This window comes from Bradyrhizobium sp. 153 (assembly GCF_023073835.1).
In the GTDB taxonomy this organism is placed as follows: Bacteria; Pseudomonadota; Alphaproteobacteria; order Rhizobiales; family Xanthobacteraceae; genus Bradyrhizobium.
In genome coordinates this window covers 87,409-113,589 of the sequence record NZ_JADPKH010000009.1, presented here as the reverse complement: position 1 = coordinate 113,589, position 26,181 = coordinate 87,409, and the positions used below count along the sequence as shown (strand labels likewise).

Sequence of the window (26,181 nt, the reverse complement as noted above, 5' to 3'; positions counted from 1 at the left end):
TCAACCTCGACCCCCGCATGGCCAAGCTCGCCGGCGGCGTCCACCGCCTCGACGGCCAGCTCATGGTCGTCCTCGACGTCGATCGCGTCCTCGAGCTCGCGCCCGAGATGATGGCAGCCTGATACGGCGGCATCGCCGTCATCGGGCCTGCAACTGAAAGCGCCCCGGCAAAGGGGAAGGAAGCAGAGGTTCACATGCGAACTTGTCTCGTCGTTGATGATTCCAGCGTCATCCGCAAGGTTGCGCGCCGGATCCTGGAGGGCCTCGACTTCCAGATCCTCGAAGCCGAAGACGGTGAGAAGGCGCTGGAAGCCTGCAAGCGCGGCTTGCCCGATGCGGTGCTGCTCGATTGGAACATGCCCGTCATGGACGGCTACGAGTTCCTCGGCCATCTCAGGCGCATGCCCGGAGGCGACCAGCCCAAGGTGGTGTTCTGCACCACCGAGAACGACGTCGCGCACATCGCGCGCGCGCTGCACGCCGGTGCCAACGAGTACATCATGAAGCCCTTCGACAAGGACATCGTGACGGCGAAATTCCAGGAAGTCGGCCTTATCTGAGCGATCGCCCGGAGGCTGAACGGATCCTTCGGCGCTTGTTTTCAACTGAACCGTTTCAGTCTGAGTTGGTGAGTAATGAGTGTTGCGTTCGCAGGTAATTCGACCACGGGCTCGTCGCGCGAGGCGGGGCCGTTGCGGGTGATGATCGTCGACGATTCCGTCGTTATTCGCGGTCTGATCTCGCGCTGGGTCGGTGCCGAGCACGACATGGAGGTTGCGGCCTCGCTGCGCACCGGGCTCGAGGCGGTCAACCAGATCGAACGCATCAACCCCGATGTCGCCGTGCTCGACATCGAAATGCCCGAGCTCGACGGCCTCTCGGCGCTGCCGCAACTGCTGGCGAAGAAGCGCGATCTGGTCATCATCATGGCCTCGACGCTGACCCGCCGTAACGCGGAGATCAGCTTCAAGGCGTTGTCGCTCGGCGCGGCCGACTACATTCCGAAGCCGGAATCGACGCGCGAGGCGTCGGCCGCGGACATCTTCCACCACGATTTGGTCCAGAAGATCCGCCACCTCGGCGCGCGCCTGCGCAGGAGGTCCACGGTTGCGAGTCCGCCGCTGGCGCCCGCGAGCCCCGCGCCGGTTGTACGTGCACCGGCCGTCGCGCGGTCCGCCGCGCCGGCTTCGGCCGCGCCGTCGGCGGCAGCGCCGGCCACGCGCCCGTTCTCGACCCAGGCGCCAAAGGCGCTGCTGATCGGCTCCTCAACCGGCGGTCCGCAGGCGCTGATGGCGCTCGTCACCGAACTCGGCCCGGTGATCGATCGCGTCCCGGTGCTGATCACCCAGCACATGCCGCCGACCTTCACCACCATTCTTGCCGAGCATCTGGCGCGTTCGAGCCGCAAGCCGGCGGCCGAGGCGATCGACGGCGAGCCGGTGAAGCGGGGACGGATTTACCTGGCGCCCGGCGGCAAGCACATGCGCGTCGTGCGCAGCGGCACCGACACTGTGATCGCGCTCGACGACGGCCCCGCCGTCAATTTCTGCAAGCCTGCGGTCGACCCGCTCTTCACCTCCGCCATCGACATCTGGCACGGCGGCATCCTCTCCGTGATCCTGACGGGTATGGGCTCCGACGGCATGCGCGGCGGCAAGGACATCGTCGCTGCCGGCGGCAGTGTCATCGCGCAGGATGAGGCTTCCAGCGTCGTCTGGGGCATGCCGGGCGCGGCCGCCAATGCCGGCATCTGCGCGGCGATCCTGCCGCTCAACCAGATCGGCGCCAAGGTCAATCGTCTGTTCGCGGGGGACCGCTCGTGACGCCGGTTGACTACGAATATTTGCGCAAGTTCCTGAAGGAGCGCTCCGGTCTCGACCTGTCGGCCGACAAGCAATATCTGGTCGAGAGCCGGCTGCTGCCGCTGGCCCGCAAGGCGAGCCTATCGGGCATTCCCGATCTCGTGTTGAAGATCAGGAATGGTGACGGCCGGCTCGCGACCGACGTGGTCGAAGCCATGACCACCAACGAGACCTTCTTCTTCCGCGACAAGATCCCGTTCGACCATTTGCGCGAGACGATCATTCCAGGTCTGGTCCAGGCGCGCGCGGCGCGCAGGTCACTCCGGATCTGGTCAGCGGCATCGTCGACGGGGCAGGAGCCCTATTCGATCGCGATGTGCCTGAAGGAGATGGGTGCTGCGCTCGCCGGCTGGCGTATCGAGATCGTCGCCACCGATCTGTCGCAGGAGGTGCTGGAGAAATCCAAAGCCGGCATCTACAGCCAGTTCGAGGTGCAGCGCGGCCTGCCGATTCAGCTCCTCGTGAAACACTTCACGCAAGTCGGGGACGTCTGGCAGCTCAATCCCGACATTCGATCGATGGTGCAGTTCCGCCAGCTCAATCTGTTGCAGGACTTCTCCCATCTCGGCACGTTCGACGTGATCTTCTGCCGTAACGTGCTGATCTATTTCGACCAGGACACCAAGGCGGTGATCTTCGAGCGGATGGCGAAGGGCATGGCGGCCGACGGCACGCTGCTGCTTGGCGCCGCCGAATCCGTCATCGGCATCTCCGATGCGTTCCGCCCCATCGCCGATCGCCGCGGTCTCTACCAGCTCAACCCCTTGCGCTCCGGCCGCCCTATGGGCGGTTTGATGCCGCCGTCGTTGAAGGTGGCTGCGGCGCGGTGATCTCATCTGTCATACGCCTCACAATATCGCATGTGGCAGAAACCGCGAGCGGTTGCCCGTGATCGGGCTCTCGTCTTCGCGGATCGAGAGGCCACACGGCTCGTGGTTCACCAGCCAGCTTCCAATCACAGGATAGAAGCCTGAAAAGTTCGGCAGCGGTGATAGCGCCTGCCGCACGAAACCTTCGGCGCCGTAAGGGCCCGCCTGCGCGTCGAGCGGCATGCCGCCAGATACAAGCGTGACATTGGCGCCTTCACGCGACAGCAGCGGCTTGCGCACATAGGACGTTCCGAGTTCAGCAGCGCGAGGATCATCCTCGAAGAAGGCCGGCAGCAAATTGGGATGGTTCGGAAACATCTCCCACAGCAGCGGCAGGATTCCCTTGTTGGAGAGCACGGCCTTCCACGGCGGTTCGATCCAGCGCGTCGGTGCGTCCTTGAGCTTGGCGCCGAAGGCGTCGTGGAACATCCACTCCCAGGGATAGAGCTTGAAGGCCAGCCCGATATCGCAATCGTCGAGATCGACGAAGCCGCCACCATCATCGCGCCAGCCGACCGCCTCGATGTCGAGCAGCCTGGTCGAGAGCCCCGCCTGGCGCGCGGTGTCTTCGAGATAAGCCAGCGTGCCGGCGTCTTCCTCATTGCCGGTAATGCCGGTGAGATGGACGTGGCGGCCGGCGGCGATCTCCTTCCACGCGGCGATCAGCCGCTCGTGGATGGAGTTGAACTGGTCGGCACGCGACGGAATGATGCGCCGTTCGATCGCCTGCTCGAGCCATGTCCATTGAAATACCGCGGCTTCGAAGATCGAAGTCGGCGTATCCGCATTGTATTCGAGCAGCTTTGCCGGACCTTCGCCGTCGAACTTGAGATCGAGCCGGCCATAGAGGCTGCGGTCGTCGCGCTCCCAGCTCTCGGCAATCAAGGTCCAAAATGCTCGCGGAATCTTCAGGCTGCGCAGGTAGCGCTCGTCGCCGATGACGCGGCCGGCAAGCTCCAGACACATCGCCTCGATCTCGCCGGTCGGCGTCTCGATGTCGCGCTCGATCTCGTCGAGGGTGAAGCTGTAATAAGCGCGCTCGTCCCAATAGCGTTCGCCGTCGATGGTGTGGAAGACGAAACCGCATTGCGCTGCGGTTTCTCGCCAGTCGTTGCGCTCGAGACAGACGATGCGTTGCATGGATCAGCCGCCGCTTGAAAAGCCATGGCCAAACGAGCCGAAGCCGCCGCGGCTCACGCTGCCGGAGCCCGACTCGGACGACGTTCCCGACGAGGAATGGCTCGAGGAATCGCTGCTGAAGAAGCTCGATCGCGACGACCAACGCGAGCTGCTGCCACCGCTCGAGGAACTGCTTCGGCTGCTGCACGGGGTGCTCGCCTGAGCTGGCGCTTCCGTTCCGGGCGGAGGCGGCTCGCAGGTCTGCGGCATCATCGTGTAGGCGGTGGTGCCGACCGCGATCGTGCCCATCACCAGCAGTGCAACATGGCCGGAGCGCTTCACCGGCGGCCTCCGAGGCGGTAGCTCGGCCACTTGCCGGCGCTTGCCGAACTCCTTTTTGGAGGGTTTGTCGGCCATGTCAGTAGATCATGCAGGCGGCGTTCAGCAGGCCCGCGGCGAGCGAGGACAGGCCAAGCCAGATCGCCGGGGCAAGCTCGCCGGCAGAGATCCGCGCCGACAGGTTCGGCACCGGGACCTTCACGAGGAAGAACACGATGACCTGCACGACCAGTGCGATCGTCGCCCAGATCAGGCAATCGAGCACATTGGCCGAATGGGCGATGGCGCTGACCAGCGGTGCCACGAAGCCGAGCAGGCTGAGGCCGAGCGCAATCGCCGCGGCCGGCTCGTTGTCGCGGATGAGCTGGAATTCGTTATGCGCAGTGATGCGCGTGTAGACGAACAGATAGGCCACGATGGCGATCAGCCCGGTGCAGAAATAGACCAGGAAGGCGGGCAGGCCGGCGAGTGATTGCAGGATCATCGTTCCCCCATCGTGCAGCGACCATTCGTCGGCGGAGAAAGGATAGCGGTTCAATGTCGGGAGGACGATGAGGCGCCTTGGCGTCCCCAAAAAACAAAACCCCGCCATTTGCGGCGGGGTTCAGGCTGGGAGGAGCGAGCCCGAGGGTTCGCGACGTAAACCAGGATCAGGCCGGGATGCGCTCGTCGGCCTCGTGCGGCTCGCGCAGCACGTAGCCGCGGCCCCACACGGTCTCGATGAAGTTGCGTCCCTCGGAGGCGTTGGCGAGCTTCTTGCGGAGCTTGCAGATGAAGACGTCGATGATCTTCAGCTCCGGCTCGTCCATGCCGCCATAGAGATGGTTGAGGAACATTTCCTTGGTGAGGGTCGTGCCCTTGCGCAAGCTGAGGAGCTCCAGCATCTGATATTCCTTGCCGGTCAGATGCACGCGTTGGCCGCCGACTTCCACCGTCTTGGTGTCGAGGTTGACGACGAGGTCGCCGGTCTGGATGACCGACTGGGCATGGCCCTTGGAGCGGCGCACGATCGCGTGGATGCGGGCCACCAGCTCGTCCTTGTGGAAGGGCTTGGTCATGTAGTCGTCGGCGCCGACGCCGAGACCCTTGACCTTGTCCTCAATGCCGGCGAGGCCGGAGAGGATCAGAATGGGTGTCTTGATCTTGGAGACCCGGAGCTGCTTGAGCACGTCGTAGCCGGACATGTCGGGCAGATTGAGGTCGAGGAGAATAATGTCGTAATCGTATAGTTTACCGAGATCGACGCCTTCTTCCCCCAAATCGGTCGTGTAGACGTTGAAGCTCTCCGACTTCAACATCAGCTCGATCGACTGCGCGACGGCGCTGTCATCTTCAATCAGCAAAACGCGCATGCCAGTTCCCCATAGTCGCCGCTCCTGGGCGTCAGGTCGGCCGCATTCGCGGCACTCAACAAAACGCCTTTGAACAACTGATTCGGATCCTGACAACAGATGGTTAACAAACTCTGATTCTGGAACGCAAGTCCCCCCGGTGCAATTTTTGTCGAATCGCCCTAAGGTCTTGCGTGCGAAGCAGCTTTCGTCACCCGATTCCGTTCAAGCTCCACTTTAAGAGACGGGCCTAACCGACTCCCGCGACTCAGCCTTCTTCTGAAGGGAAGTCACGCTCAGTCTCAAAGACAGTGACGCAATGATTAATGATGCGGGTAAACACGAAGTTAAGCGCCGTTCAGAAATATGGCGAAACTTAAGGTTTTCACCTTGAAGCCCCGGACGACGAAGGCGCGCACCTCATGAAGGCCCACCTATGAAGGCTTTGGCCGAACAGATCGGCGACATCGACGGCGTCAACATCTACGGCCGTGTAGTCGGCGTGCGCGGCCTCATGGTCGAGGTGGCTGGTCCCATTCACGCAATGTCGGTGGGTGCGCGGCTGGTGATCGAGACCGGTGCCAACCGCTCGATCCCCTGCGAGGTGATCGGCTTCTCCGGCAACAATGCCGTGGTGATGCCGTTCGCCGGCCTCGACGGCGTGCGCCGCGGCTGCAAGGCGGTCATCGCCAATGCCGCCAATCAAGTGCGGCCGTCAGCGGCCTGGCTCGGCCGCGTCGTCAATGCGCTGGGCGAGCCGATCGACGGCAAGGGGCCCCTGCCGCAAGGTTCCTCGCCGATGCCGTTCCGCAATACGCCGCCGCCCGCGCATTCGCGCAAGCGCGTCGGCGCCCCGCTCGACCTCGGCGTGCGCGCGATGAACACCTTTCTCACCTGCTGCCGGGGCCAGCGCATGGGAATCTTCGCGGGCTCCGGAGTCGGCAAGTCGGTGCTGCTGTCGATGCTGGCGCGCAACGTCGATGCGGCGGTCAGCGTCATCGGGCTGATCGGCGAACGCGGCCGCGAGGTGCAGGAATTCTTGCAGGACGATCTCGGCGAGGAGGGCCTTGCGCGCTCCGTCGTGGTGGTGGCGACCTCGGACGAGCCGGCGCTTATGCGCCGCCAGGCGGCGTATCTGACGCTCGCGGTCGCTGAGTATTTTCGCGACGAGGACAAGGACGTGCTCTGCCTGATGGACTCGGTGACGCGCTTTGCCATGGCCCAGCGCGAGATTGGTCTATCCGCCGGCGAGCCGCCGACTGCCAAGGGCTACACGCCGACCGTGTTCACCGAATTGCCCAAACTCCTGGAGCGCGCCGGACCCGGACTGGGAGAGGGCGCCATCACCGCGATCTTCACGGTGCTGGTCGACGGCGACGATCATAATGAGCCAATTGCGGACGCCGTCCGCGGTATCCTCGACGGCCATATCGTGATGCAGCGCTCGATCGCCGAGCGCGGTCGCTACCCCGCCATCAACATCCTCAAATCCGTCTCCCGCACCATGCCGAAATCGGCCGATCCGCAATTCTGGCCAACCATCCAGCGGGCACGACAGGTGATGGCGACCTATGCCGACATGGAGGAATTGATCCGGCTTGGCGCCTACCGGGCCGGCTCCAGCCCCGAGGTCGACGAAGCGATCCGCCTGCACGAGCCGCTCGAGGCCTTCCTCCGCCAGCGCAAGGACGAAAATGCATCACTCGCGGACGGCTATCGCCAGTTGGCGCAAATCCTGGGTGATTTGGAAACGGAACGCTAACTTTGTCAGGTCATCATCCGATCCCACAGAGTAGCAGAGCCGGTCTTGGCCGCAATCGGGCCTGTGGGGAGACCGGTGCCGTCCCACGTGCAGCGAGGGGACTTCTGGGGAGTACGAGTCGATGAAGTCACGTGATACCCTCATTCGCCTGAAGAAATTTCAGGTCGACGAGAAGCGCCGCCGGGTCACCCAGATCGAGACCATGATCGCCGACTTCCAGCGGATGTCGGTTGATCTCGAGCGCGAGATCCAAACCGAGCAGGAGCGCGCCGGGATCAACGATCCCTCGCACTTCGCCTACCCGACCTATGCCAAGGCTGCGATCCAGCGCCGCGAGAACCTGACCCGCTCGGCCGACGAGCTCAAGGGCCAACTCGACGAAGCCAAGGCCGCATTGGCCGAAGCCTTCGAGGAGTTGAAGAAGGTCGAGCTCCTCGACGAGCGTGACCAGGCCCGCGAGCGCGCCGAAGAGAACGCCCGCGAGCAGGCCGACCTCGACAGCATCGGCCTGATGCGCGCCCGCATCGGCGCCGTCGCCTAACGGCGCCAGCAGCCCGACCGCCGAGAAATCTGCCAAACCCGGACCGCAAGGTCCGGGTTTTCATATTTGCTGTCCACAGTGGAGGCGCGGCGCCTCTTGGTGGTCAGGTTTGTCGCGCGCTATGGTAGCGACGTGCCTGGGCTTGCGCGGAAAGCGACGGGCGGTGGGGGGCTGAATGCTGACGCCAGCAGAGCTGGTCGGGCTGATTGAGGCGGTGGCGAAGGGCGATCAGGCCGCATTCGAGCGGCTCTACGTCGCCACGCGCGCGAAACTTTACGGCGTCGTGCTCCGTATCTTGCGCCGGCAGGATCTCGCAGAGGAGGTCATTCAGGAGACCTACGTCAAGATCTGGAACAGCGCCGGCCAGTTCAATCCGGCCATGTCCTCGCCGATCACGTGGATGGCGTCGATCGCCCGCAACCGCGCGATCGACGTTGTGCGCAAGAAGTCGGAAGTCTCCATCGAGGAAGAGCCTCAGGCGATGGAGGTGGCGGCCGATAGTCCTGATCCGCTGGCGCGGAGGGAGATGACCGAGGAGTTGAAACGGCTCCTGGAATGTATCGGCCGGCTCGAGCCGGACCGCCAGCGGCTCGTGCTTCTCGCCTATTACAACGGTTGGAGCCGTGAGCAATTGGCGGAGAAATTCGTTGCGCCTGTCAACACGGTGAAGACGTGGCTGCGGCGCAGCATGCTGGATATCCGGGAGTGCCTCGGGCTTTAGTGGATGATGAGAGTGGCAGGTACCAGCGCGGCAACGACTGTCCACCTCTCCCCAATGGGGAGAGATGAAGGACAGTGATGGCCTACACGGAGGACCATATCGCGCTCGCCGCGGAATATGCGCTCGGTACGCTCGACGCCGACGAGCGCGTGCAGGTCGAGACCATGATGGCGGTGGACAAGGCGTTCGCCGATATCGTGCAGGCCTGGGCCTTCCGGCTCGGCGCGCTCAACCAGATGGTCGGCTTGGTCGAGCCGCGCCCGATCGTGTGGGAGAACATCAGGTCCGAGATCGCGCGCACGACCCTTGCGCAGGAGCCGCATGTCGAGGCTGCACCGCCACCCATACCGGAATTGCCTTCGCTGGACATTGCCTCTTCGGAATCGTCGACGGCCGGCGTGCAGTCCCCGGAGCCGCAGCATCCCGAAGCGGAGCAGCCGCAGACATCGCGTGCCGAGCCCGACGCTATTCCGGACATCGCGCCGCAGTTCATGCCGCAGGTCCATGCTCCGGATCTCAACGTCGGCCGCGCGCCGCAGGCGCCGGCCGTCGAGGACGGCAATGTGATCCGTATCGAGGGGCGCGTGAAGCGCTGGCGCAACATCGCATCCGCCGTCGGCGCGCTTGCGGCCGCGCTGCTCGTGGCGCTGTCGCTTCAGATATCCCTCCCTGATGCGTTGCCGGGTGCCTTGCGTCCCGCGCCGCGCATCCAGACTGTGGAAGTGAAGACACCGGCCGCGCCGCTCGCCCCCTCCGCGCAATATGTCGCGCTGCTGCAGGGCCAGGGCGGCGGCCCCGCCTTCATTCTCACCATCGACGGCGCGACGCGGAATTTCACGGTCCGCAAGGTCGGCGCGACCCCGGAGCCCGGCAAGAGCTTCGAGCTCTGGCTGATCTCCGACAAGCTGCCGCGCCCGCGTTCGCTCGGCGTGATCGGTGCTAGCGATTTCACCGCGCGTCCGCTGCTGGCTTCCTACGATTTCGACGTCGTCAACGGCGCGACTTACGCCGTCACGGTCGAGCAGGCCGGCGGTTCGCCCAATGGCCAGCCGACCTCGGCGCCGGTGTTTTCCGGCAAGCTGATCGAAACCGTGCCGCCGGCGCAGCCGGCGAAGTAGCCCAACATTTCATCGTCCTGGCGAAGAGCGTCGTGGCCCGGATGGAGCGCAATCCGGACGACCACTGTCCGGCATTCCGCTCTGCTCCGAGCTACCAGCAGAAACTGTCGCCACGGTCCATCCTGTCGTCGTAATCCGACAAGTCCCGCCGATTCCCGCGCCCGATTTGAACCTGGCTGCACTTGGCGGCGTCAAATGCCCAGAATTTGAAGGCGGCGCCGCTGAGCGCGATGCCGGAGAGGGTGAGAAAATCAGATGGATGCAGTGAAGGCTCCCGGCATCTTCATTCACCAATATGCGGGGCTGCCGCACGGTCCGGAGTTCGAGCACTGGCGCGAGCGGGTCTTCGGGTCCTGCGGCCTCGATATCGCGCCGAGCCGGGGCGACAGCATCGACTGCCGGCTCCAGGTCAGCGTCGTCGACAACATCGCGCTCGCCATTCCCGAAGGCGCTTCCGCACAATATTCACGCACGCAGAGCCACCTTGCCGACGGCCGCGACGATGTCGTCCTGATTGCCGGACATGCGGGCCGCGTCCGCGTCGGGCAGAACGGTCACACCGTCGAACTCGCGCCGGCGCAGATGGTGCTCGCCGACATGAGCATCACCGGCACTGTCGGCCACACCGACGAGGAGCGCTTCACTACCATCCGCATGCCGCGCCGCGCGCTGCTCGACATCAATCCGCGCGCAGAGGAGAAGCTGTCGCAGGTGCTCTCCGACGGCGCGGTCGCCGAGACCATCTTCCGCTACCATGCGCTCGCCGCCAATCAGGCGCCGCATCTCGATGCGGTCGGGCAGCGTCTGACCGCGCAGCACATGATTGATCTCGTCGGTCTTCTGCTCGGGACCGACGCCGAGCATGCCAGCCTTGCGCGCGGACGCGGGCATGCGGCGGCCCGTCTCGATCTCATGCGCGCCGACGTGATGGCGGCGCTCGGCCGCAACGATCTCTGCCTGTCCGAGATCGCGACGCGCTCGGGCCTCAGCCCGCGCCAGGCGCAGCGCCTGTTCGAGCAGGCCGGCACGACCTTCACCGAATTCGTGCTGGAGCAGCGCCTGCTCCAGGCGCGCAAACTGCTCTGCGATCCCCGCGCCAGGACGCGCAAGATCAGCGACATCGCGCATTCCTCAGGCTTTTCCGATCTGTCCTATTTCAATCGCGCCTTCCGCAAGCGCTTCGGCGCGACGCCGTCGGAACTGCGCGAGGCGTGATCCGGCCGGTCTAATCTTGTCCGGCGCGTCAATGCTGCCGCAGTTGGTCAAGGCGGCCGAATGCGCTATATCTGGCTGCGGCGGATCGCTCGATCCGCATGTCGGTCGCTCGTATCGGCCGTTGGGAAAGCGCAGTAGGCGGACATGGCGCGTATCGTCGTGCTCGGCGCCGGGTTTGCAGGCCTGTGGGCGGCCATCGGCGCTGCGCGCAAGCGCGACGAGATCGGCGCGAACAGCGACATCGATATCCGTCTCGTCGACCGCAATCCCTATCACAACATCCGCGTCCGCAATTACGAGGCCGACCTCGGCGAGGTCGCGCTACCGCTGCCGCAACTGCTCGATCCGATCGGCGTCAGCCACGGCATCGGCGAAGTTGAAGCCATCGATCCGACACGACGTGAAATCTCGCTGGTCACGAGCGGCGGTGAGGAGAGGTTGGACTATGACCGCCTCGTGCTGGCGCTCGGCAGCGAGGTGATGCGTCCCGACATTCCAGGCCTTGCCGAGCACCCTTTCGACGTCGATACCTATGCCGCGGCGCTCCGCCTCGAGGATCATCTCGTCTCGCTTGGACGCAGCGTGCCGGCGCCGGGGCGTTCGACGGTGGTAGTGGTCGGCGCCGGCTTCACCGGCATCGAGGTCGCGGCCGAGATGCCCGCGAGGCTGACGCGTGCGGGCATCAGCGGCAGCCGCCGCATCGTCCTCGTCGATCCCAATCCAGCGGTCGGCGCCACCATCGGCGCGCAGGCGCGTCCCGTGATCGAGACGGCCTTGGCCTCGCTCGATGTCGAGATGCGGCTTGGTGTGCGCGTCGTCTCGGTCGAGGCTGCCGGCATGCGCCTGAGTTCGGGCGAGTTCATTTCGGCGCAGACGGTGATCTGGTGTGCCGGGCTCCGTGCAAGCCCCTTGGCGGCGAGCTTTCCGGACGCGCGCGATCGCCTCGGGCGCATCCTGGTCGATCCTTTCATGCGGGTTGCGGATGTCGGCGGTGTGTTCGCGGCCGGCGACGTTGCCTCGAGCGTGATCGACGGGCTGCATCCGACCGTGATGTCCTGCCAGTTCGCGCGCCCCATGGGCCGCTTCGCCGGTCACAACGTGGTGGCTGATCTCGCCGGTCTGCCGATGCTGCCGTTGCGGATCGACTGGTACGTGACCGTGCTCGATCTCGGCACCTGGGGCGCGCTCTACACGGAAGGCTGGAATCGTGAGGTGCGCGCCACCGGCGCGGCCGCGAAAGTGACCAAGGAGACGATCAACCGCAGGCGCATCTATCCGCCGCTCACGGGCAGCAGGGACGAGCTCTTCGCTGCCGCGGCGCCGACGGTGCAGACGCCGCCGCCGACGTACCGGGCGCGGTAGCCGCAAGCGCACTGTCATCGTCCGCGAAGGGGTGATCCAGTATTCCAAAAGGAATGGAAAACGAGCCGTCCGCGGCGCACTGGATTGTCCGCCTTTGCGGGGAATCGCAATTGTGACCGTCGTGGTATCGCTGGCTACATCCGCGCCGAATTCATTTTCCGCAACATACCTCAGACATGAGAAAGCGCCCGTGGGGGGCGGGCGCTTTCTGTAGTCGACTTGGGGTTGGGGTCGTCTACATATCCACGTGGCGACTTTGGGGGGCTGGTAAAGAGCCGCGTGAATTCACAAAACTCGTCAGGTCTCCTTAGCGAACGAGGGACGCGTTCGAACTGGTAATCACGACCGGCTGGCCGGCCTTGATGACGCGGGCGCTCTGGGTCAGGCCTTCATCCGAACCCGTGCGTGCCGTGATGCCGAGGCCGGCCACCACGATCCCTGCGACGAGGGCCACGACCACAATCTTCAGATGGGTCGCGCGGTCTGCGCTGTAGATCGAGTGGTTCATGGAAGCCTCCTGCCGCCATCTACCCGAAGTAGTCGCCAGCCCATTCAGGCAGGTTCATGCTTCCGGTGCCCAACAACCTAGTATTGGGAGGATTCGTTCCCAAGAGGCCATCACAAGAGCGTGACAGGACGTGAAAGGTCGCGATCAAAAGCGATCGTTGGTCATGCGATTATATAATTATTTCAACGATGTAATTACCTGTGAGGCGCCTTTTCGGCTTTTGGGCCACAAGCAGCCAAGAACTCAAAAACCATTTGCATGTGGCCAAAAAACACGCGGCTTCTTGAGCCAAATCAGATGCTTCCGACTGTTTTCAACCTCGCTCTAGGGTGGATTTCGGCCTGCGACAGCACGGTCGTCTGTGCCCGGAACCGTTCCACCAGGGAGCGGACGAAGGGACGAATTGCGGCAGAGGTGACCAGCACCGGCGCCTCGCCTTCGCGGGCGGCGCGCTCGAACGCCTCGCGCACGGCGGTCATGAACTCCGACAGTTTCGAGGGCTGCATCGCAAGGCTGCGCTCTTCGCCCTGGCCGATGATCGACTCGGCAAATGCCTGTTCCCAGCGTGCCGACAGCGCGATCAGCGGCAAATAGCCGTTGTAGGAGGTGTTCTGCGCGCAGATCTGCCGCGCCAGCCGGGCGCGGACATGCTCGACCATGGTCGCGGGATTGCGTGAGAAGGCGAGCGAGTCGGCGATGCCTTCGAGGATGGTCGAGAGATCGCGGATCGAGATGCGCTCGGCCAGCAGGAGTTGCAGCACGCGCTGGATGCCAGAGACCGTGACCTGTCCCGGCACGATGTCCTTGACCAGCTCGCTCTGCTCCTTCGGCAGCTCCTTGAGCAGCTTCTGCACCTCGCCATAAGAGAGCAGGTCCGACATGTTGGCCTTGAGCAGCTCGGTGAGGTGGGTCGAGAGCACGGTTGCGGCGTCGACCACGGTATAGCCCTTCAGCGAGGCCTCTTCCTTGAAGCTGGCGTCCACCCAGGTCGCAGGCAGGCCGAAGGTCGGCTCGGTGGTGTGAATGCCGGGTACCTGCACCTGGCTGCCGCCGGGGTCCATGACCATGAACTGGTTCGGCCAGATCTTGCCGGTGCCGGCGTCGACCTCCTTGATCTTGATGATGTAAGTGTTGGCCTCGAGCTGGACGTTGTCGAGGATGCGCACCGCCGGCATCACGAAACCCATCTCGACCGCGAGCGAGCGGCGCAGCGCCTTAATCTGCTCGGTGAGGCGGTCGGTGCCATCGGGGCCGTTGACCAGCGGCAGCAGGGCATAGCCGAGCTCGATCTTGAGGTCGTCGATCTTGAGCGCAGCCGAGATCGGCTCTTCGGCCGCAGCCGCGCCCGGCGCACCCGGCGTGCCCGGAGCAGGCGCGGCCTTGGCGGCTTCCTCGGCCTTGATGCTGATCCTCTTGTTGGTGCGCGCCTGCCAGGCGAGCGCGCCGGCGCCGGCGCCGAGCGCGAGGAAGGGGAGGGTCGGAATGCCCGGCAGCGCGGCTAGCACCAGCATCACCGCCGAGGACATGGCCAGCGCCTGCGGATAGCCGGAGAACTGCTTCATCAACGCCTTGTCGGCGGCGCCGGAGACGCCGGCCTTGGAGACAAGCAGGCCGGCCGCGGTCGAGACGATCAGCGCCGGCACCTGGGTGACGAGGCCGTCACCAACGGTCAGGAGCGTGTAGCTGCGGCCGGCGTCGGCGAATGACATGCCCTGCTGCGCCACGCCGATGATCATGCCGCCGACCACGTTGATGAAGACGATCAGCAGGCCGGCGATGGCATCGCCGCGCACGAACTTGGAGGCGCCGTCCATGGCACCGAAGAAGCCGCTCTCATCCTCCAGTTCCTTGCGTCGCTCCTTGGCGACCTTCTCGTCGATCAGGCCGGCGGAGAGGTCGGCGTCGATCGCCATCTGCTTGCCGGGCATGGCGTCGAGGTGGAAGCGGGCGGCGACCTCCGCGATGCGGCCCGAACCCTTGGTGATGACGACGAAGTTGACGATGATCAGGATGGCGAAGACGATGATGCCGATGACGAAATTGCCGCCCATCACGAAGCTGCCGAAGGCCTCGATGACGTGACCGGCGGCAGCCGTGCCCTCGTGCCCGTGCGACAGGATCAGCCGGGTCGAGGCCATGTTGAGCGACAGGCGCAGCATGGTCGAGATCAGCAGGATGGTCGGGAAGGCGGAGAATTCCAGCGGCGCCTGGATGAACAGCGACGTCATCAGGATCAGGATCGAGAGCGTGATCGAGATCGCCAGGAACAGGTCCAGCACGATCGCGGGCAGGGGGAGGATCAGCACCACCAGGATGGTGAGGATGCCGAGCGCCAGCGCGATATCGCCGCGCTTGAGGACGTTGACGATTTCGGAGACGGAGGGGATCCCGGGCCTTGCCCCGCCTACGCCTTGTCCCGCGGTGACATCGACCATGGTAGCTGCCTCCCCGCGCGACTGCCGTCCGCGCGCCCCAAACGTCTGCGCAGCGGCCGAGGGGCCGCCGTTCCGAAAGTGAGGCACCGCACTGGCGTCCACGGGGGCTCCCGTTCTACGCGGCTGACGACACTCGACTTCACCCGGCAATTTTTGCCCGGTGTATGGTTAGCAAAGTGTTAACGGAGGGTGCGGAAGAGCGAGGCGAGGGGTTTTTGGGAGTCATTTGCGGGGCGATGCGGAGCATCGAACCCGGAATTCTCGGGATTCCGGGTTCGGCTCTTCGAGCCGCTCCCGGAATGACGCAGAGAGAAAGCCGCCCCTACTTCCACTTCTCCATCTTGGTCACCGAGTAACCCGAGGCGGCCTCCTCGGCCTCGAAGGTCACCTTGTCGCCGACCTTCACCTGCTTCAGCATCGCGGGATCTTTGACGCGGTAGACCATGGTCATGGGTTCCTCCATGCCGAGGCTTTTCGCGGGGCCGTGCTTGAGCGTGATCTTGCCGGCGCCCTCGTCGATCTTCTTGACCTCGCCGCTGATCGAAGCGCCGGCCGCCAGGGCTCCAGTGGCACCGCCTAACGTCAGCGCCAGCGCAGCAGTGATACGGATGATGCGGTTCATGGCAGTCTCCCTTTTCGTTACTTCACGGTGACGTGGCCGACCATGCCGTAGTCGCGGTGGTCGGGAATCAGACAGGAAAATTCGAACGTGCCGGCCTTGCTGAACTTCCAGAGGATCTCGGCCGTCTTGTTCGGGGCGAGACGCACCCCGTTCGGATCGTCGTGCTGCATGTGCGGATGCTTCTTCATCTCCACCGCATGGGCGAGATTCTCCTTGGTGGTCGCGAGCAGGAATTCATGGTCCTCCTTGCCGACGTTGCGCAGGACGAAGCGAATCTGCTCGCCCCGTTTGACCTCGATCCTGGCGGGTGTGTAGTCCATCTCGTTCATCAGAATCTCGATGGTGCGCGCGGGCTTGTTGGGATTGCCGGGCTCGCCGGCCGAAAAGGCCCCGTGCCCGTGCTTGTCGTGGGCAAGAGCCGGCGCGGCCGAGAGCGCGGTCAGCGCCAGGGCGAGCCTGATCGTTTTCTTCATCGTCGTCTCCAGTTGGTGATTCATCGAACGCTCACATCTTGTGCTTCATTGGCGGACTGCCTGATTTTTGTCGTGCCGGCTCTGCGGCCGGCGGCGTGACCTCATAGGCGACGGTACCTTTCGGGAATTGGTAGGGGCCGGGATCGCGATAGTCGTCGCGTGCGAGCTCCTCGCGAATCTTCATCACCGTGAACATTCCGCCCATCTCAATCGGCCCGAACTGGCCGGTACCGGTCATCATCGGCAGCGTGTTGTCGGGCGCGGGCATCTCCATGTTGCCCATCGCCATGCCGGTCGAGCCCATCGCCATGCTGTCGGGCGCGAGCTTGCCGACGGCCTTGGCGAGATCCTTGCGCGATACGCCGATCAGGTTGCGCACGTCATGGCCCATCGCATTCATGGTGTGGTGCGACTTGTGGCAATGGAACGCCCAATCGCCGGGATTGTCCGCGAGCACGTCGAACACGCGCACCGCGCCGACCGGTACGTCCGTCGTCGTCTCCGGATATTGCGCGCTCTCGGGAATCCAGCCGCCGTCGGTGCAGGTCACGGCAAAGCTGTGGCCGTGCAGATGGATCGGATGATTGGTCATGCTGAGATTGCCGATGCGCACGCGCACCTTGTCGCCGAGCCTGACCGGCAGCGGATCAATGCCGGGAAACACCCGCGCGTTCCAGGTCCACATGTTGAAGTCGGTCATCTCGTTGACCTGCGGCAGGTAGGTGCCGGGATCGACGCGATAGGTGCTCATCACGAAGACGAAATCGCGGTCCACGGGCCGGAAGCTCGAATCGCGCGGATGCACGACGACCATGCCCATCATGCCCATCGCCATCTGCACCATTTCGTCGGAATGCGGGTGATACATGAAGGTTCCGCTCTTCTTCATCTCGAACTCATAGACGAAGGTTTTTCCCGGCTGGATATGCGGCTGGTTCAGCCCGCCGACACCATCCATGCCGCTGGGAATGATCATGCCGTGCCAGTGCACCGTGGTGTATTCGGGCAGCTTGTTGGTGACGAAGATGCGGAGCTTGTCGCCCTCGACGGCCTCGATGGTCGGGCCCGGCGACTGGCCGTTATAGCCCCACAAATTCACCTTCATGCCTTCGGCGAATTCGCGCACCACGGGCTCGGCGACGAGATGGAATTCCTTCCAATCGCCGTTCATGCGGAACGGCAGCGACCAGCCGTTCAGCGTGACCACGGGACGATAGTCCGGGCCGCTGATCGGATGCAGCGGCGGCTGCATCACCACCTTGTCCATATGCGCAGCCTCCGGAATCGAAGCGGCCTGGACGCGGCCCTGAATCGCGGAGGCGCTGACGAGCGCGGCAGTGCCCAAAAATCCTCGGCGGGAAAACATGCTGGCCTCCATCTCAGTGGCCGCCATCGGCAGGCGCTGCCGCGGCGATGGTGGTTGGATTGTCGCTGCCGGCTGCAGGGGAGCCGCCGCCATTGACGGCGGTCTGCAAGCCGGACTGCGCGAGGAAGAATCGTTGCTTGGCGTCGATGGCGCCGCGCAGCGACGCGAGGCGCTGCCGTGCCTCGGTGAGCAGCGCAAATATGTCGACCTGCATACTGGAGAAGCGCAGCTGCATCTCCTCGGTGATGATTTTTCGCAAAGGGACGATCTCGCGCTGGTAGTGGCTGGCGATGTCGTAGCTGGAACGATAGATGCGATAAGCGTCGCGTGCTTCCGAACGCACATTGACGGCGCGCTCGGTGAGGCGGTTGAAGGCGAAGTTGTAGATCTCCGCCGCCTGCCGCACGCGCACCTCGCCGCCGTCGAAGAGCGGAATCTGGAACTGCACGTCGAAGCCGCGCTCGCGAAACGGGGGGCCTTCCGGATCCCGGGTGCGGCGGGAGATGCCGGCGAGATCGAGCAGGGTGACGAAGCGCGTCGCCTCGGTGAGGTTCAGCGACTTCGCCAGCGCTGTCAGCTCCAGCCGCGCGATCTGTAAGTCGATGCGATGTGCGACCGCGTCGGCTTCGATCGTGGGCAACGCGTGCGGGCGTCGCGGCAGCGGCGGTAATTGGTTGGGCAGGCGGAAGTCGAGGCCGCCGTCCCACAGCCCCATCAGGCGCGCGAGCCTTTCGCGGGCGCTTGCCGTCGTTTGCCGTGCAGTGGCGAGGTCGGCGGTGGTCTCGGCGTAAAACACCTGCTCGCGTGCTTGGTCGAGCTTGTTGAGTGAGCCGGTCTCACCGAGCTTGACCGCGAGCTGTGCGGTCGATTCCGCCGTCGCTTTCGCGTCGGTCAGCAGCACCACCATCTCGTTGCCGGCAACGGCGCGCCAATAAGCGCTGCGGACGTCGGCGGCGAGCCGCAGCGTTGCCAGTGCGGCGCGCAACTGGGCCTGGCGAAAGCGGTCGCGCGCGATGTCGGAGCGGAACGGCAGGGTGGCGAGCGCAAGGATATCGCCGACTACCTGGCGCTCGATCTCGCTGGCGCCATTGCCTGAGATCCGCGAGATCGAAAACACGGGATTGGGCGGCAGGCTCTGCTCGACCAGATCGGTCTCGGCGAGCGCCAGCTCGTTATAGGCCGCTTGCAATCCCTTGTTGTTGAGCAGCGCAATCTGCACGGCAGCATCTGCGGTCAATGTCCGCGACAGCAATTGGCGCACGCGCCCGTCAACCGCGCCGGCGCCCTCGGTTGTTCGCACGAAGGCGACGTCCTTGTTGATGCTCTGATTCGTCAGCTCCGAGACTGTCGTCATGCCGCTGTCGGGCGAGAACGCAGCACAGCCGGCAAGACCGGCCGCGCAAAGGCCGAGCGCGGCGAGAGCGAGCAGGGGGCGCGCGAGATGATGTATCATGGCGCGCTCCTACTGTTCTTGTTTTGGCTGCGGTGTGACCGCGTCGTTGCGGCCGCGCCATGGGGCCGGCGCCGCAGGCCGCAGGCTCGTGTAGGGCGCAATCGTCGACCGATAGCCGACAGACGCGACCTTGGCCGCGGGATCGGCAGGGTCCGCACTGGCGACGGGTATCGTTGCCGGCATGCAGCCGGACAACGCCAATGCGGCCAAGACCAGCGCCAAGGCCAGCAGCGGCCAATCGTGTCGAAAGTGTCGTCCACGCGCAGCGAGTGCTGCCGCGGACTTCGCCCCGGAAAGCGTAAGCATGATTCATCCCTGATCTGTCGTAAGACCACAGGCGCGCGCGCGGATGCGCTCGACCTGATGCCGTCGCGTCAGATCAGGCGATGGGAGGACGGTAGTGCAGGGGCGGCGCTGCGCTGTGCAGGATCGCCACGATCTCGGGTGCACAGGCGGAGACAGGCAGAAGCGGCTTGGCCACGCTGGGCAGATCGGCCGGCAGCGCGCTCACGCACATCATCGCGCAGCAGGGGCCGACTGTTCCCTTGCCGCCATGATGATGCGAGGCTGGCGCGTCCTGTTCGGCGGTCTGGTGATGCGTATGTGATCCGGCGTGGTGATGCGAGGTGCCGTCATGGGCGTGGCTGGCCGCCATCTGATGATGCGCCGGCACGAGGTCAGCCAGCACGGCCTCATCCAGGCAGGGCGCCGGGCCATTGCTCCAGGCGAGGCCTGCTGCCGGCGCGACCACGCAGAACAGATAGGCCAAGGCAACGAAGCGCCCCAGCTTGATCCGCATCGATCGTGTCAATCGCAGCAACATATTGCGTCGTTAAGTTCCCCGCGCGGCGGTGTTGCACACGCTGATTGCAAATTAATGACAAAACGCGCCTTCGCCAAGCTCCTTCTTACCGCAGTGCACCGCGCATGCCCAATATCGCGCCACGATGCTTGACCATAAAGCGTCCAGCGAACATGGTCCCGACCGTGCTTGCGCCAAATCACCCAGGACAGAGACCGGCCTCCTTCACGCCTGATTCCCGTCAGGCCTGGGTGCGGCTCGCGATTGCGCTTGTGATGGGCTCGATCGGCGCCGTCGGCATGTGGGCGGTCGTGGTCGTGATTCCCGTGGTGCAGGCGGAATTCGGTGCCACACGCGGCGCGGTGTCGCTGGCCTTCACGCTCATGATGTTCGGTTTCGGGCTGGGCGGCGTGATCGCCGGCAAGATCACCGACCGGTTCGGCATCGTGCCCGCGATGGCAATCAGCATCGCCTTCCTCGGCGTCGCCAATGTGCTCGCGGGCTTATCAACTCAGCTCTGGCAGTTCGTGGCGGCGTATTTCCTGATCGGCCTTGGCACCTCCGCGACCTTCGCGCCGCTGATGGCGGAAGCCTCGCATTGGTTCGAGCGCTATCGGGGGCTAGCCGTGACCATCGTCGCCAGTGGCAATTATGTCGCCGGCACGATGTGGCCGCCGATCGTGAGCTGGGGCACACAGACCGCCGGCTGGCGCTATACCCATATCGGCATCGGCATCGTCTGCGCGAGCACGATGGCACTTCTCGTCCTCGTCCTCCGCGCGCAGATGGGCGACGATCATATCCGCGATCACGCCAATGCACCGCCGCCCCAAGTCGATCTGAAGCTGTCGACCAACACACTGACGGTGCTGCTCTCGATTGCCAGCATCTCCTGCTGCGTCGCCATGGCGATGCCGCAGGTGCATATCGTCGCCTATTGCGGCGATCTCGGCTATGGCGTCGCGCGCGGCGCCGAGATGCTGTCGCTGATGATGGGCTGCGGCATCGTCAGCCGGATCGGCTCGGGCTATCTCGCCGACAAGATCGGCGGTATCCGCACGCTGCTGGTGGGATCGCTGGCGCAAGGCTTTGCGCTGGTGTTCTATTTGTTTTTCGACAGCCTCACCTCGCTTTATCTCATCTCCGCGATGTTCGGCCTGTTCCAGGGTGGTATCGTGCCGAGCTATGCCATCATCGTGCGCGAGGCGATGCCGGCGAGCGAAGCCGCGACGCGCGTCGGCATCGTGATCTTTGCGTCCGTGTTTGGCATGTCCTTCGGCGGCTGGGTGTCCGGCGTCATCTTCGATGCCACCGGCTCGTATGCCGCGGCGTTTGCGAACGGCGTGGCGTGGAACGCGCTGAACATCGGCATCGTCGTGTTGCTGCTGATCCGCTCGCGGATGAACGCGACAAAGGCTGGCCCGGGCTTTGCGACTTAGGCCTCCTGTCCAGCTTTCAGCAGCGAGCCTCCGGTGATCTTGTAGCCGCTGTCGGCTATCGCTTGCGCTTTGCGCCCGGCTTCGCGGGTTTGGCGGCGGCGCGCGTCCTGGCCTTGGTGCGGGGCTGCACCCGCAGCCCGTCCACGAACACATCGAGCATGCGCAGCACCGAGGACTGCCAGCCGGGCTGGTCGTGCATGTAGCACATGCCGATCAGGGCCCTGAGCAGGTCCTCCGGGCTGACATCGCCGCGCATCTGACCGGCTGCGACGGCGCGGTCGAGCAATGAGCCGATCGCCTTGGTCAGCCGCTCCATCGAGAAGGCGGCGAGCTCCGACGAGCTCTGATAGGTCAGCGCTAGCGCGGCCGACATGCCTTTCTTCGTGGCAACGAATTCGACGGCTGAGCGCAGCCACCGTCGCAGCGCGTCGACCGGATCGTTGGCGCTTCGCAGATGCTCGGCGAGCTCGCTGAGCTGCTCGACCTCGCGGCGGTAGACCGCCTCGAACAAATCCTCGCGTGTCGGGAAATGCCGGTAGAGCGTGCCGATGCCGACGCCGGCACGCTTTGCCACAGCTTCGAGGCTCGCCTCCGGGCCGCCCGCGCTGAACACGGCTTTCGCGGCTTCGAGCACGCGCTCGCGATTGCGCACGGCATCGGCGCGGGGCTTCCGGGTCTGGTCGGTCTGGTCGTCCATGCCGGCAGTGTAGATCACGAATTGGTTAGATTGAACCCTGGCTAGCTGCATCGCCTTGTTTGCGCACGGGCTTTGACGAATTCCAATATTTTCGCGACGGCCCTTGTTAAGCGGAGGGTGCCTCCGTATCTTCCCTCGAGTGTTGGCCCGGCTCCCGCCTGGCCGATGTGTATCGGCCGCGGCCACGGCGGTGGCACGCTGCGCGATGACTCATGACCAAATCTGATCGGAGCCTTGTATGAACCACTCCATCAGCCTCACCGTGAACGGTGTGCGGCGCGACTTCGACCTCGACGACCCGCGCGTCACGCTGCTCGATCTTCTGCGTGAGCGCCTCCATCTGACCGGAACCAAGAAGGGATGCGACCGCGGCCAGTGCGGCGCCTGCACCATTCTCGTCGACGGCAAGCGCATCAATTCCTGCCTCGCGCTCGCCATCAGTCATGATGGCGCCGACATTCTCACCATTGAAGGCGTTGCGCGCGGCGACCAGCTTCATCCCGTGCAGGCCGCCTTCATCGCCCACGACGGCTTCCAGTGCGGCTTCTGCACGCCCGGCCAGATCATGAGCGCCATCGGCATGATGAGTGAAGCGCAGGCCGGCAACGATCCCGAGCGCATCCGCGAATGCATGAGCGGCAATCTGTGCCGCTGCGGCGCCTATGCCGGCATCGTCGATGCCGTGCTTGACGCACAAGCACGCATGGACGAATCCAATCAGAGGCGCTCCGCATGAAGCCGTTCGATTATGTCAGGCCCGGCACGGTTGCCGAGGCCATTGCCGCCGCGGCCCAGCCGGGCGCCGTCTATCTCGCCGCCGGCACCAATCTGCTCGATCTGATGAAGGGCGGCGTCAGCCGTCCGAATCGTCTCGTCGACGTCACGCATCTTGATGGACTCGATCGGATCGAACGTCTCGCCGACGGGTCGTTGCGCGTCGGCGCGCTCGTCAGCAACGCCGATCTCGCGCATGATTCCGAATTCGCGAGATCGTATCCCGCGGTCGCCGAAGCGCTCCTCTCCGGTGCATCCGCGCAGTTGCGCAACGCAGCCACGGTCGGCGGCAATCTCTTGCAACGGACGCGCTGCACGTATTTCTATGACACGGCGAGCCGTTGCAACAAGCGCGAGGCCGGCCGCGGCTGCGACGCCCGCGACGGCGAGAACCGCAGTCACGCCGTGCTCGGCTGGAGCGAGAGCTGCATTGCCACGCATCCGTCCGATTTCTGCGTCCCGCTGGTCGCACTCGACGCCGTTGTCGAGATCGAGGGCAGGACCGGCCGGCGCGAGATCGCGCTCGACGAACTGCACCGCCTGCCCGGCAACACCCCGGAGCGCGATACGGCGCTCGAACCCGGCGACCTCATCATTGCGCTGCGCCTGCCGCCTGCGGCGCGCAGCTTTGCCGCGCATGCGCGCTATCTCAAGGTTCGTGAGCGTACGTCTTATGCCTTTGCCGTGGTATCGGCTGCGGCCGCGTTGCGGATCGAGAACGGCAAGATCGCCGAGGCGCGGCTTGCGCTTGGCGGCGTCGCGGCAAAGCCCTGGCGTGCCCGCGCCGCGGAGGACGTTCTCAGGAGTGTCGCGCCCACGGCCGACGCCTTCCGGGACGCCGCCTGGCGCGCGCTCGCTGATGCAAAGCCGTCCGGTGACAATGCTTACAAGATCGAGCTCGCGCGCCGTATTCTCGTGCGCGCGTTGACCCTGGCCGCGGCGGGCACGCCCGCGCGCCTGCCGGCGCTGCCGGCCTCTCCCTTTGCTTCGACTTCCGGAGCCGTCCATGCCTGAGCTCAATCTCACGAGTGCGCCCGCCCATCTGCGCCACGGCTCGAATATCGGCCAACCGCTGACGCGCCGTGACGGCGTCCTCAAGGTCACGGGGCGAGCGACCTATGCCGCCGACAATCATCCGCCCGGTATGCTGTTTGCGGTGATGGCCGTGGCCAGTATCGCGCGGGGTCACGTGATCTCGCTCGACGTCGCCGCCGCCAAGCGCCATCCCGGCGTCGTGGACGTCATGACCCCCGACCACAAGCCAGCGCTCGCGATCGACCCGGACATCAAGACCAACCCGTTCGTGTTTCGGATGGAGGTGTTGCAGAGCAATGAGGTCCGCTACGCCAACCAGCCGATCGCCGTCGTGATCGCGGAGACGCTGGAGGCCGCAACGGAAGGCGCGGCGCTGCTGGCGCCGCGATACGAGACGCTGCCCCCGCTTGTCGGCCTCGACGCCGGCGAAAGCTTCGTGCCGCCGGTGGTCGGCGTCGGCAACCCCGCGGCGCATCACCACGGCGATGTCGAGGCGGGCCTTGCCTCTGCCGAGAAGCAGATCGACGCGGTTTACGAGACGAGGCCGCAATATCACAACGCGATGGAGCCGCACGCGATCGTGGCGCATTGGGACGGCGATACACTCTCCATTGACACGCCGAGCCAGGCCATGGTGATGGCCCGCGCGCGCGTCGCCGAGCTGTTCGGCCTCGCGCCCGAGAAGATTCACATCCGCAGCCCCTTTCTCGGTGGCGGCTTCGGGTCGAAGGGATTCTTGACCGGTCCGCAGATCCTCGGCTTGATGGCGGCGAAGCTGGTCGGCAGGCCGGTCAAGCTCGTGCTGCGCCGTGAGCAAATGTATGGCCCGGTCGGTCACCGTGCGCCGACGCGCCAGCGGCTGCGCATCGGCGCGAACGGCGAGGGGCGCCTGACCGCGCTCGATCATCACGCCAGAACCGTATCGAGCACGTTCGATGATTTTTACGAGCCCGCGGCCGATGCCTCGCACACGCTCTATGCGGCGCCTGCAATCCGCACCACACATGACGCGGTCCGCGTCAACACCGGCACGCCGTTGTTCATGCGCGCGCCTGGCGAGGCGACGGGATCGATCGCGCTCGAAAGTGCGATCGACGAGATGGCCTGGGCCTGCAGCATGGATCCGCTCGCTTTCCGCCTGAGGAACTATGCCGAGGTCGAGCCGATCACCGGAAAACCGTTCTCGTCCAAGGCGCTGCGCGCCTGCTACGAGCAGGGCGCGGCGCGGTTTGGCTGGGCGAAGCGTCCGCTGCCGCCACGGCAGATGCGCGACGGTGCCGGCCTGCTGGTCGGCTGGGGCATGGGCACCGCGACCTTCCCGGCGCTGATGTTCCAGGCCGAAGCGCGCGCGGTGATCCGCCGTGATGGCTCCGGCGCCATGGAGATCGGCGCGCATGACATGGGGCAGGGCGCCTGGACCGCGCTGGCCCAGATCGCGGCCGACGAACTCGGGCTCGACATCGACCGCGTGGAATTCAAGGCCGGTAGCTCGGACCTGCCCGACGCGGGCATCGCTGGTGGCTCGGCGCACACGGCGACCGCGGGTGCGGCGATCCATAGCGCCGGGGCGGCCGTGATTGCAAAGCTCGCCGATCTCGCCACCAATGACGAGCGCTCGCCGCTGTTCGGCGCCGGCAATGCCGGCGTAGTTGCGCGCGACGGAAAGCTGTTTCGACGCGACGACGAAAGCCGTGGCGAGAGCTATGCCGAGATCCTGGCCCGCGCTGGCATCTCCGAGGTCGAGGCGCGCGGCACCGGCGCGCCGAACCCTGCGGCGCTGGAGGAATTCGCCATGCATGCCCACGGCGCGGTGTTCGCTGAGGTGAAGGTCGATCCCGAGCTGGGTCAGGTCCGGGTCACCCGCATGGTTGGCGCCTTCGCGGCGGGACGCATCGTCAATCCGCGGATGGTGCAGAGCCAGCTGTTCGGCGGCATGATCTGGGGTCTGTCCTTCGCGCTGCACGAGGAGGCCATCACCGACCGCCGTACCGGCCGCATCATGAACGCCAATCTCGGCGAGTACCACATCCCCGTGAATGCCGACGTGCCGCCGCTCGACGTGATCACGGTCGAGGAGCATGACCCCCACGTCAATGCGCTGGGCATCAAGGGTGTCGGCGAGATCGGCATCACCGGCAGCGCCGGCGCGGTCGCCAACGCGGTCTGGCATGCGACCGGCGTGCGTGTCCGCCGCTTCCCGATCCGGATCGAGGAGTTGCTGACGCAGCGTTGAGGCTTCTTCTTGACCTCTCCCGCTTGCGGGAGAGGTCGGCGCGAAGCGCCGGGTGAGGGCTTTCTCCGCAGAGAGAATCTTTCGGCGGAGACACCCTCTCACCAA

At 65.0% G+C, this 26,181-nt stretch carries 26 protein-coding genes and 1 pseudogene; 14 read left to right on the top strand and 13 right to left on the bottom strand.

Translation table 11 applies throughout. The features are described from left to right. The 4 genes and pseudogenes from IVA91_RS02395 to IVA91_RS02380 all read left to right on the top strand — a co-directional run. Positions 1 to 122: pseudogene (locus IVA91_RS02395) on the top strand (chemotaxis protein CheW); the annotation flags it as partial. A 72-nt stretch (positions 123 to 194) separates the two neighbouring features. After that, the gene (locus IVA91_RS02390) at positions 195 to 560 is read left to right on the top strand and encodes a response regulator (RefSeq protein WP_007600538.1); all 366 of its coding nucleotides are present in this window, start codon (positions 195 to 197) and stop codon (positions 558 to 560) included. 75 nt (positions 561 to 635) lie between these two features. Then, a complete protein-coding gene (locus IVA91_RS02385; protein WP_247458307.1) occupies positions 636 to 1,823 on the top strand; it encodes a chemotaxis response regulator protein-glutamate methylesterase in 1,188 nt (395 codons plus the stop codon). Beyond that, positions 1,820 to 2,692: a protein-glutamate O-methyltransferase CheR gene (locus IVA91_RS02380; protein WP_247280855.1), complete on the top strand. Its 873-nt coding sequence runs from the start codon at positions 1,820 to 1,822 to the stop codon at positions 2,690 to 2,692. Before IVA91_RS02385 ends, IVA91_RS02380 begins: the two co-directional genes overlap by 4 nt. 18 nt (positions 2,693 to 2,710) lie before the next feature. Here the strand turns inward: IVA91_RS02380 and IVA91_RS02375 are convergent, their stop codons facing one another. The 4 genes from IVA91_RS02375 to IVA91_RS02360 all read right to left on the bottom strand — a co-directional run bounded on the left by IVA91_RS02375 (position 2,711) and on the right by IVA91_RS02360 (position 5,541). Further along, positions 2,711 to 3,871 carry a glutathionylspermidine synthase family protein gene (locus IVA91_RS02375; protein ID WP_247280854.1) on the bottom strand — a complete coding sequence of 387 codons (1,161 nt, stop codon included), beginning with the start codon at positions 3,869 to 3,871 and terminating at the stop codon, positions 2,711 to 2,713. 3 nt (positions 3,872 to 3,874) lie between these two features. Further along, entirely contained in the window at positions 3,875 to 4,267 is a 393-nt protein-coding gene (locus IVA91_RS02370) for a hypothetical protein (RefSeq protein ID WP_247280853.1), read from the bottom strand. 1 nt (position 4,268) lies between these two features. After that, positions 4,269 to 4,673: a DUF350 domain-containing protein gene (locus IVA91_RS02365; protein ID WP_100181150.1), complete on the bottom strand. Its 405-nt coding sequence runs from the start codon at positions 4,671 to 4,673 to the stop codon at positions 4,269 to 4,271. A gap of 166 nt (positions 4,674 to 4,839) precedes the next feature. Continuing rightward, positions 4,840 to 5,541, bottom strand: a complete 702-nt coding sequence (locus IVA91_RS02360; RefSeq protein WP_016848562.1) for a response regulator transcription factor — start codon at positions 5,539 to 5,541, stop codon at positions 4,840 to 4,842. A gap of 415 nt (positions 5,542 to 5,956) precedes the next feature. Between IVA91_RS02360 and fliI the strand changes: the two genes are divergently transcribed. The 6 genes from fliI to IVA91_RS02330 all read left to right on the top strand — a co-directional run bounded on the left by fliI (position 5,957) and on the right by IVA91_RS02330 (position 12,239). Next, complete coding sequence (fliI, locus tag IVA91_RS02355) at positions 5,957 to 7,282, top strand: flagellar protein export ATPase FliI (RefSeq protein ID WP_247280852.1); 1,326 nt, start codon at positions 5,957 to 5,959, stop codon at positions 7,280 to 7,282. Positions 7,283 to 7,403: 121 nt separating this feature from the next. Next, complete coding sequence (fliJ, locus tag IVA91_RS02350) at positions 7,404 to 7,823, top strand: flagellar export protein FliJ (RefSeq protein WP_011084990.1); 420 nt, start codon at positions 7,404 to 7,406, stop codon at positions 7,821 to 7,823. A gap of 175 nt (positions 7,824 to 7,998) precedes the next feature. Further along, a complete protein-coding gene (locus tag IVA91_RS02345) occupies positions 7,999 to 8,544 on the top strand; it encodes a sigma-70 family RNA polymerase sigma factor (protein ID WP_247280851.1) in 546 nt (181 codons plus the stop codon). A gap of 77 nt (positions 8,545 to 8,621) precedes the next feature. Continuing rightward, positions 8,622 to 9,662, top strand: coding sequence for an anti-sigma factor (locus IVA91_RS02340; RefSeq protein ID WP_247458305.1), 1,041 nt, complete (start codon positions 8,622 to 8,624; stop codon positions 9,660 to 9,662). A gap of 255 nt (positions 9,663 to 9,917) precedes the next feature. Beyond that, positions 9,918 to 10,877, top strand: coding sequence for an AraC family transcriptional regulator (locus tag IVA91_RS02335; RefSeq protein ID WP_247280849.1), 960 nt, complete (start codon positions 9,918 to 9,920; stop codon positions 10,875 to 10,877). A gap of 144 nt (positions 10,878 to 11,021) precedes the next feature. After that, on the top strand, positions 11,022 to 12,239 hold the full coding sequence (locus IVA91_RS02330; protein ID WP_247280848.1) for an NAD(P)/FAD-dependent oxidoreductase: 1,218 nt from the start codon (positions 11,022 to 11,024) through the stop codon (positions 12,237 to 12,239). A 307-nt stretch (positions 12,240 to 12,546) separates the two neighbouring features. On the opposite strand, the gene IVA91_RS02325 is transcribed toward IVA91_RS02330, so the two are convergent. The 8 genes from IVA91_RS02325 to IVA91_RS02290 all read right to left on the bottom strand — a co-directional run bounded on the left by IVA91_RS02325 (position 12,547) and on the right by IVA91_RS02290 (position 19,895). Continuing rightward, positions 12,547 to 12,747, bottom strand: a complete 201-nt coding sequence (locus IVA91_RS02325) for a hypothetical protein (RefSeq protein ID WP_247280847.1) — start codon at positions 12,745 to 12,747, stop codon at positions 12,547 to 12,549. A gap of 293 nt (positions 12,748 to 13,040) precedes the next feature. After that, on the bottom strand, positions 13,041 to 15,182 hold the full coding sequence (flhA, locus tag IVA91_RS02320) for a flagellar biosynthesis protein FlhA (RefSeq protein WP_247280846.1): 2,142 nt from the start codon (positions 15,180 to 15,182) through the stop codon (positions 13,041 to 13,043). A 322-nt stretch (positions 15,183 to 15,504) separates the two neighbouring features. Continuing rightward, positions 15,505 to 15,804: a copper-binding protein gene (locus IVA91_RS02315; protein ID WP_247280845.1), complete on the bottom strand. Its 300-nt coding sequence runs from the start codon at positions 15,802 to 15,804 to the stop codon at positions 15,505 to 15,507. Positions 15,805 to 15,821: 17 nt separating this feature from the next. Next, positions 15,822 to 16,277 (bottom strand): cupredoxin family protein, encoded by a 456-nt coding sequence (locus IVA91_RS02310; RefSeq protein WP_247280844.1) that lies wholly within the window; start codon positions 16,275 to 16,277, stop codon positions 15,822 to 15,824. A 31-nt stretch (positions 16,278 to 16,308) separates the two neighbouring features. After that, on the bottom strand, positions 16,309 to 17,643 hold the full coding sequence (locus IVA91_RS02305) for a copper oxidase (protein WP_247280843.1): 1,335 nt from the start codon (positions 17,641 to 17,643) through the stop codon (positions 16,309 to 16,311). A 13-nt stretch (positions 17,644 to 17,656) separates the two neighbouring features. After that, positions 17,657 to 19,096 carry a TolC family protein gene (locus IVA91_RS02300; RefSeq protein ID WP_247280842.1) on the bottom strand — a complete coding sequence of 480 codons (1,440 nt, stop codon included), beginning with the start codon at positions 19,094 to 19,096 and terminating at the stop codon, positions 17,657 to 17,659. 9 nt (positions 19,097 to 19,105) lie between these two features. Then, the gene (locus tag IVA91_RS02295; RefSeq protein ID WP_247280841.1) at positions 19,106 to 19,402 is read right to left on the bottom strand and encodes a hypothetical protein; all 297 of its coding nucleotides are present in this window, start codon (positions 19,400 to 19,402) and stop codon (positions 19,106 to 19,108) included. A gap of 73 nt (positions 19,403 to 19,475) precedes the next feature. Then, positions 19,476 to 19,895: a hypothetical protein gene (locus tag IVA91_RS02290; protein WP_247280840.1), complete on the bottom strand. Its 420-nt coding sequence runs from the start codon at positions 19,893 to 19,895 to the stop codon at positions 19,476 to 19,478. Between the two features lie 176 nt (positions 19,896 to 20,071). Between IVA91_RS02290 and IVA91_RS02285 the strand changes: the two genes are divergently transcribed. After that, positions 20,072 to 21,337: an MFS transporter gene (locus tag IVA91_RS02285; RefSeq protein ID WP_247280839.1), complete on the top strand. Its 1,266-nt coding sequence runs from the start codon at positions 20,072 to 20,074 to the stop codon at positions 21,335 to 21,337. A gap of 55 nt (positions 21,338 to 21,392) precedes the next feature. On the opposite strand, the gene IVA91_RS02280 is transcribed toward IVA91_RS02285, so the two are convergent. Beyond that, positions 21,393 to 22,034: a TetR/AcrR family transcriptional regulator gene (locus tag IVA91_RS02280; protein ID WP_247280861.1), complete on the bottom strand. Its 642-nt coding sequence runs from the start codon at positions 22,032 to 22,034 to the stop codon at positions 21,393 to 21,395. 238 nt (positions 22,035 to 22,272) lie between these two features. On the opposite strand from IVA91_RS02280, the gene IVA91_RS02275 reads away from it, so the two are divergent. From IVA91_RS02275 to IVA91_RS02265, 3 genes are read left to right on the top strand one after another with little or no spacing between them, the layout of a single operon-like run. Beyond that, positions 22,273 to 22,770: a 2Fe-2S iron-sulfur cluster-binding protein gene (locus IVA91_RS02275; protein ID WP_247280838.1), complete on the top strand. Its 498-nt coding sequence runs from the start codon at positions 22,273 to 22,275 to the stop codon at positions 22,768 to 22,770. Beyond that, entirely contained in the window at positions 22,767 to 23,822 is a 1,056-nt protein-coding gene (locus IVA91_RS02270; RefSeq protein WP_247280837.1) for a xanthine dehydrogenase family protein subunit M, read from the top strand. The genes IVA91_RS02275 and IVA91_RS02270 overlap by 4 nt, the downstream gene beginning before the upstream one ends. Continuing rightward, complete coding sequence (locus IVA91_RS02265) at positions 23,815 to 26,076, top strand: xanthine dehydrogenase family protein molybdopterin-binding subunit (RefSeq protein WP_247280836.1); 2,262 nt, start codon at positions 23,815 to 23,817, stop codon at positions 26,074 to 26,076. Before IVA91_RS02270 ends, IVA91_RS02265 begins: the two co-directional genes overlap by 8 nt. Positions 26,077 to 26,181: the final 105 nt, after the last annotated feature.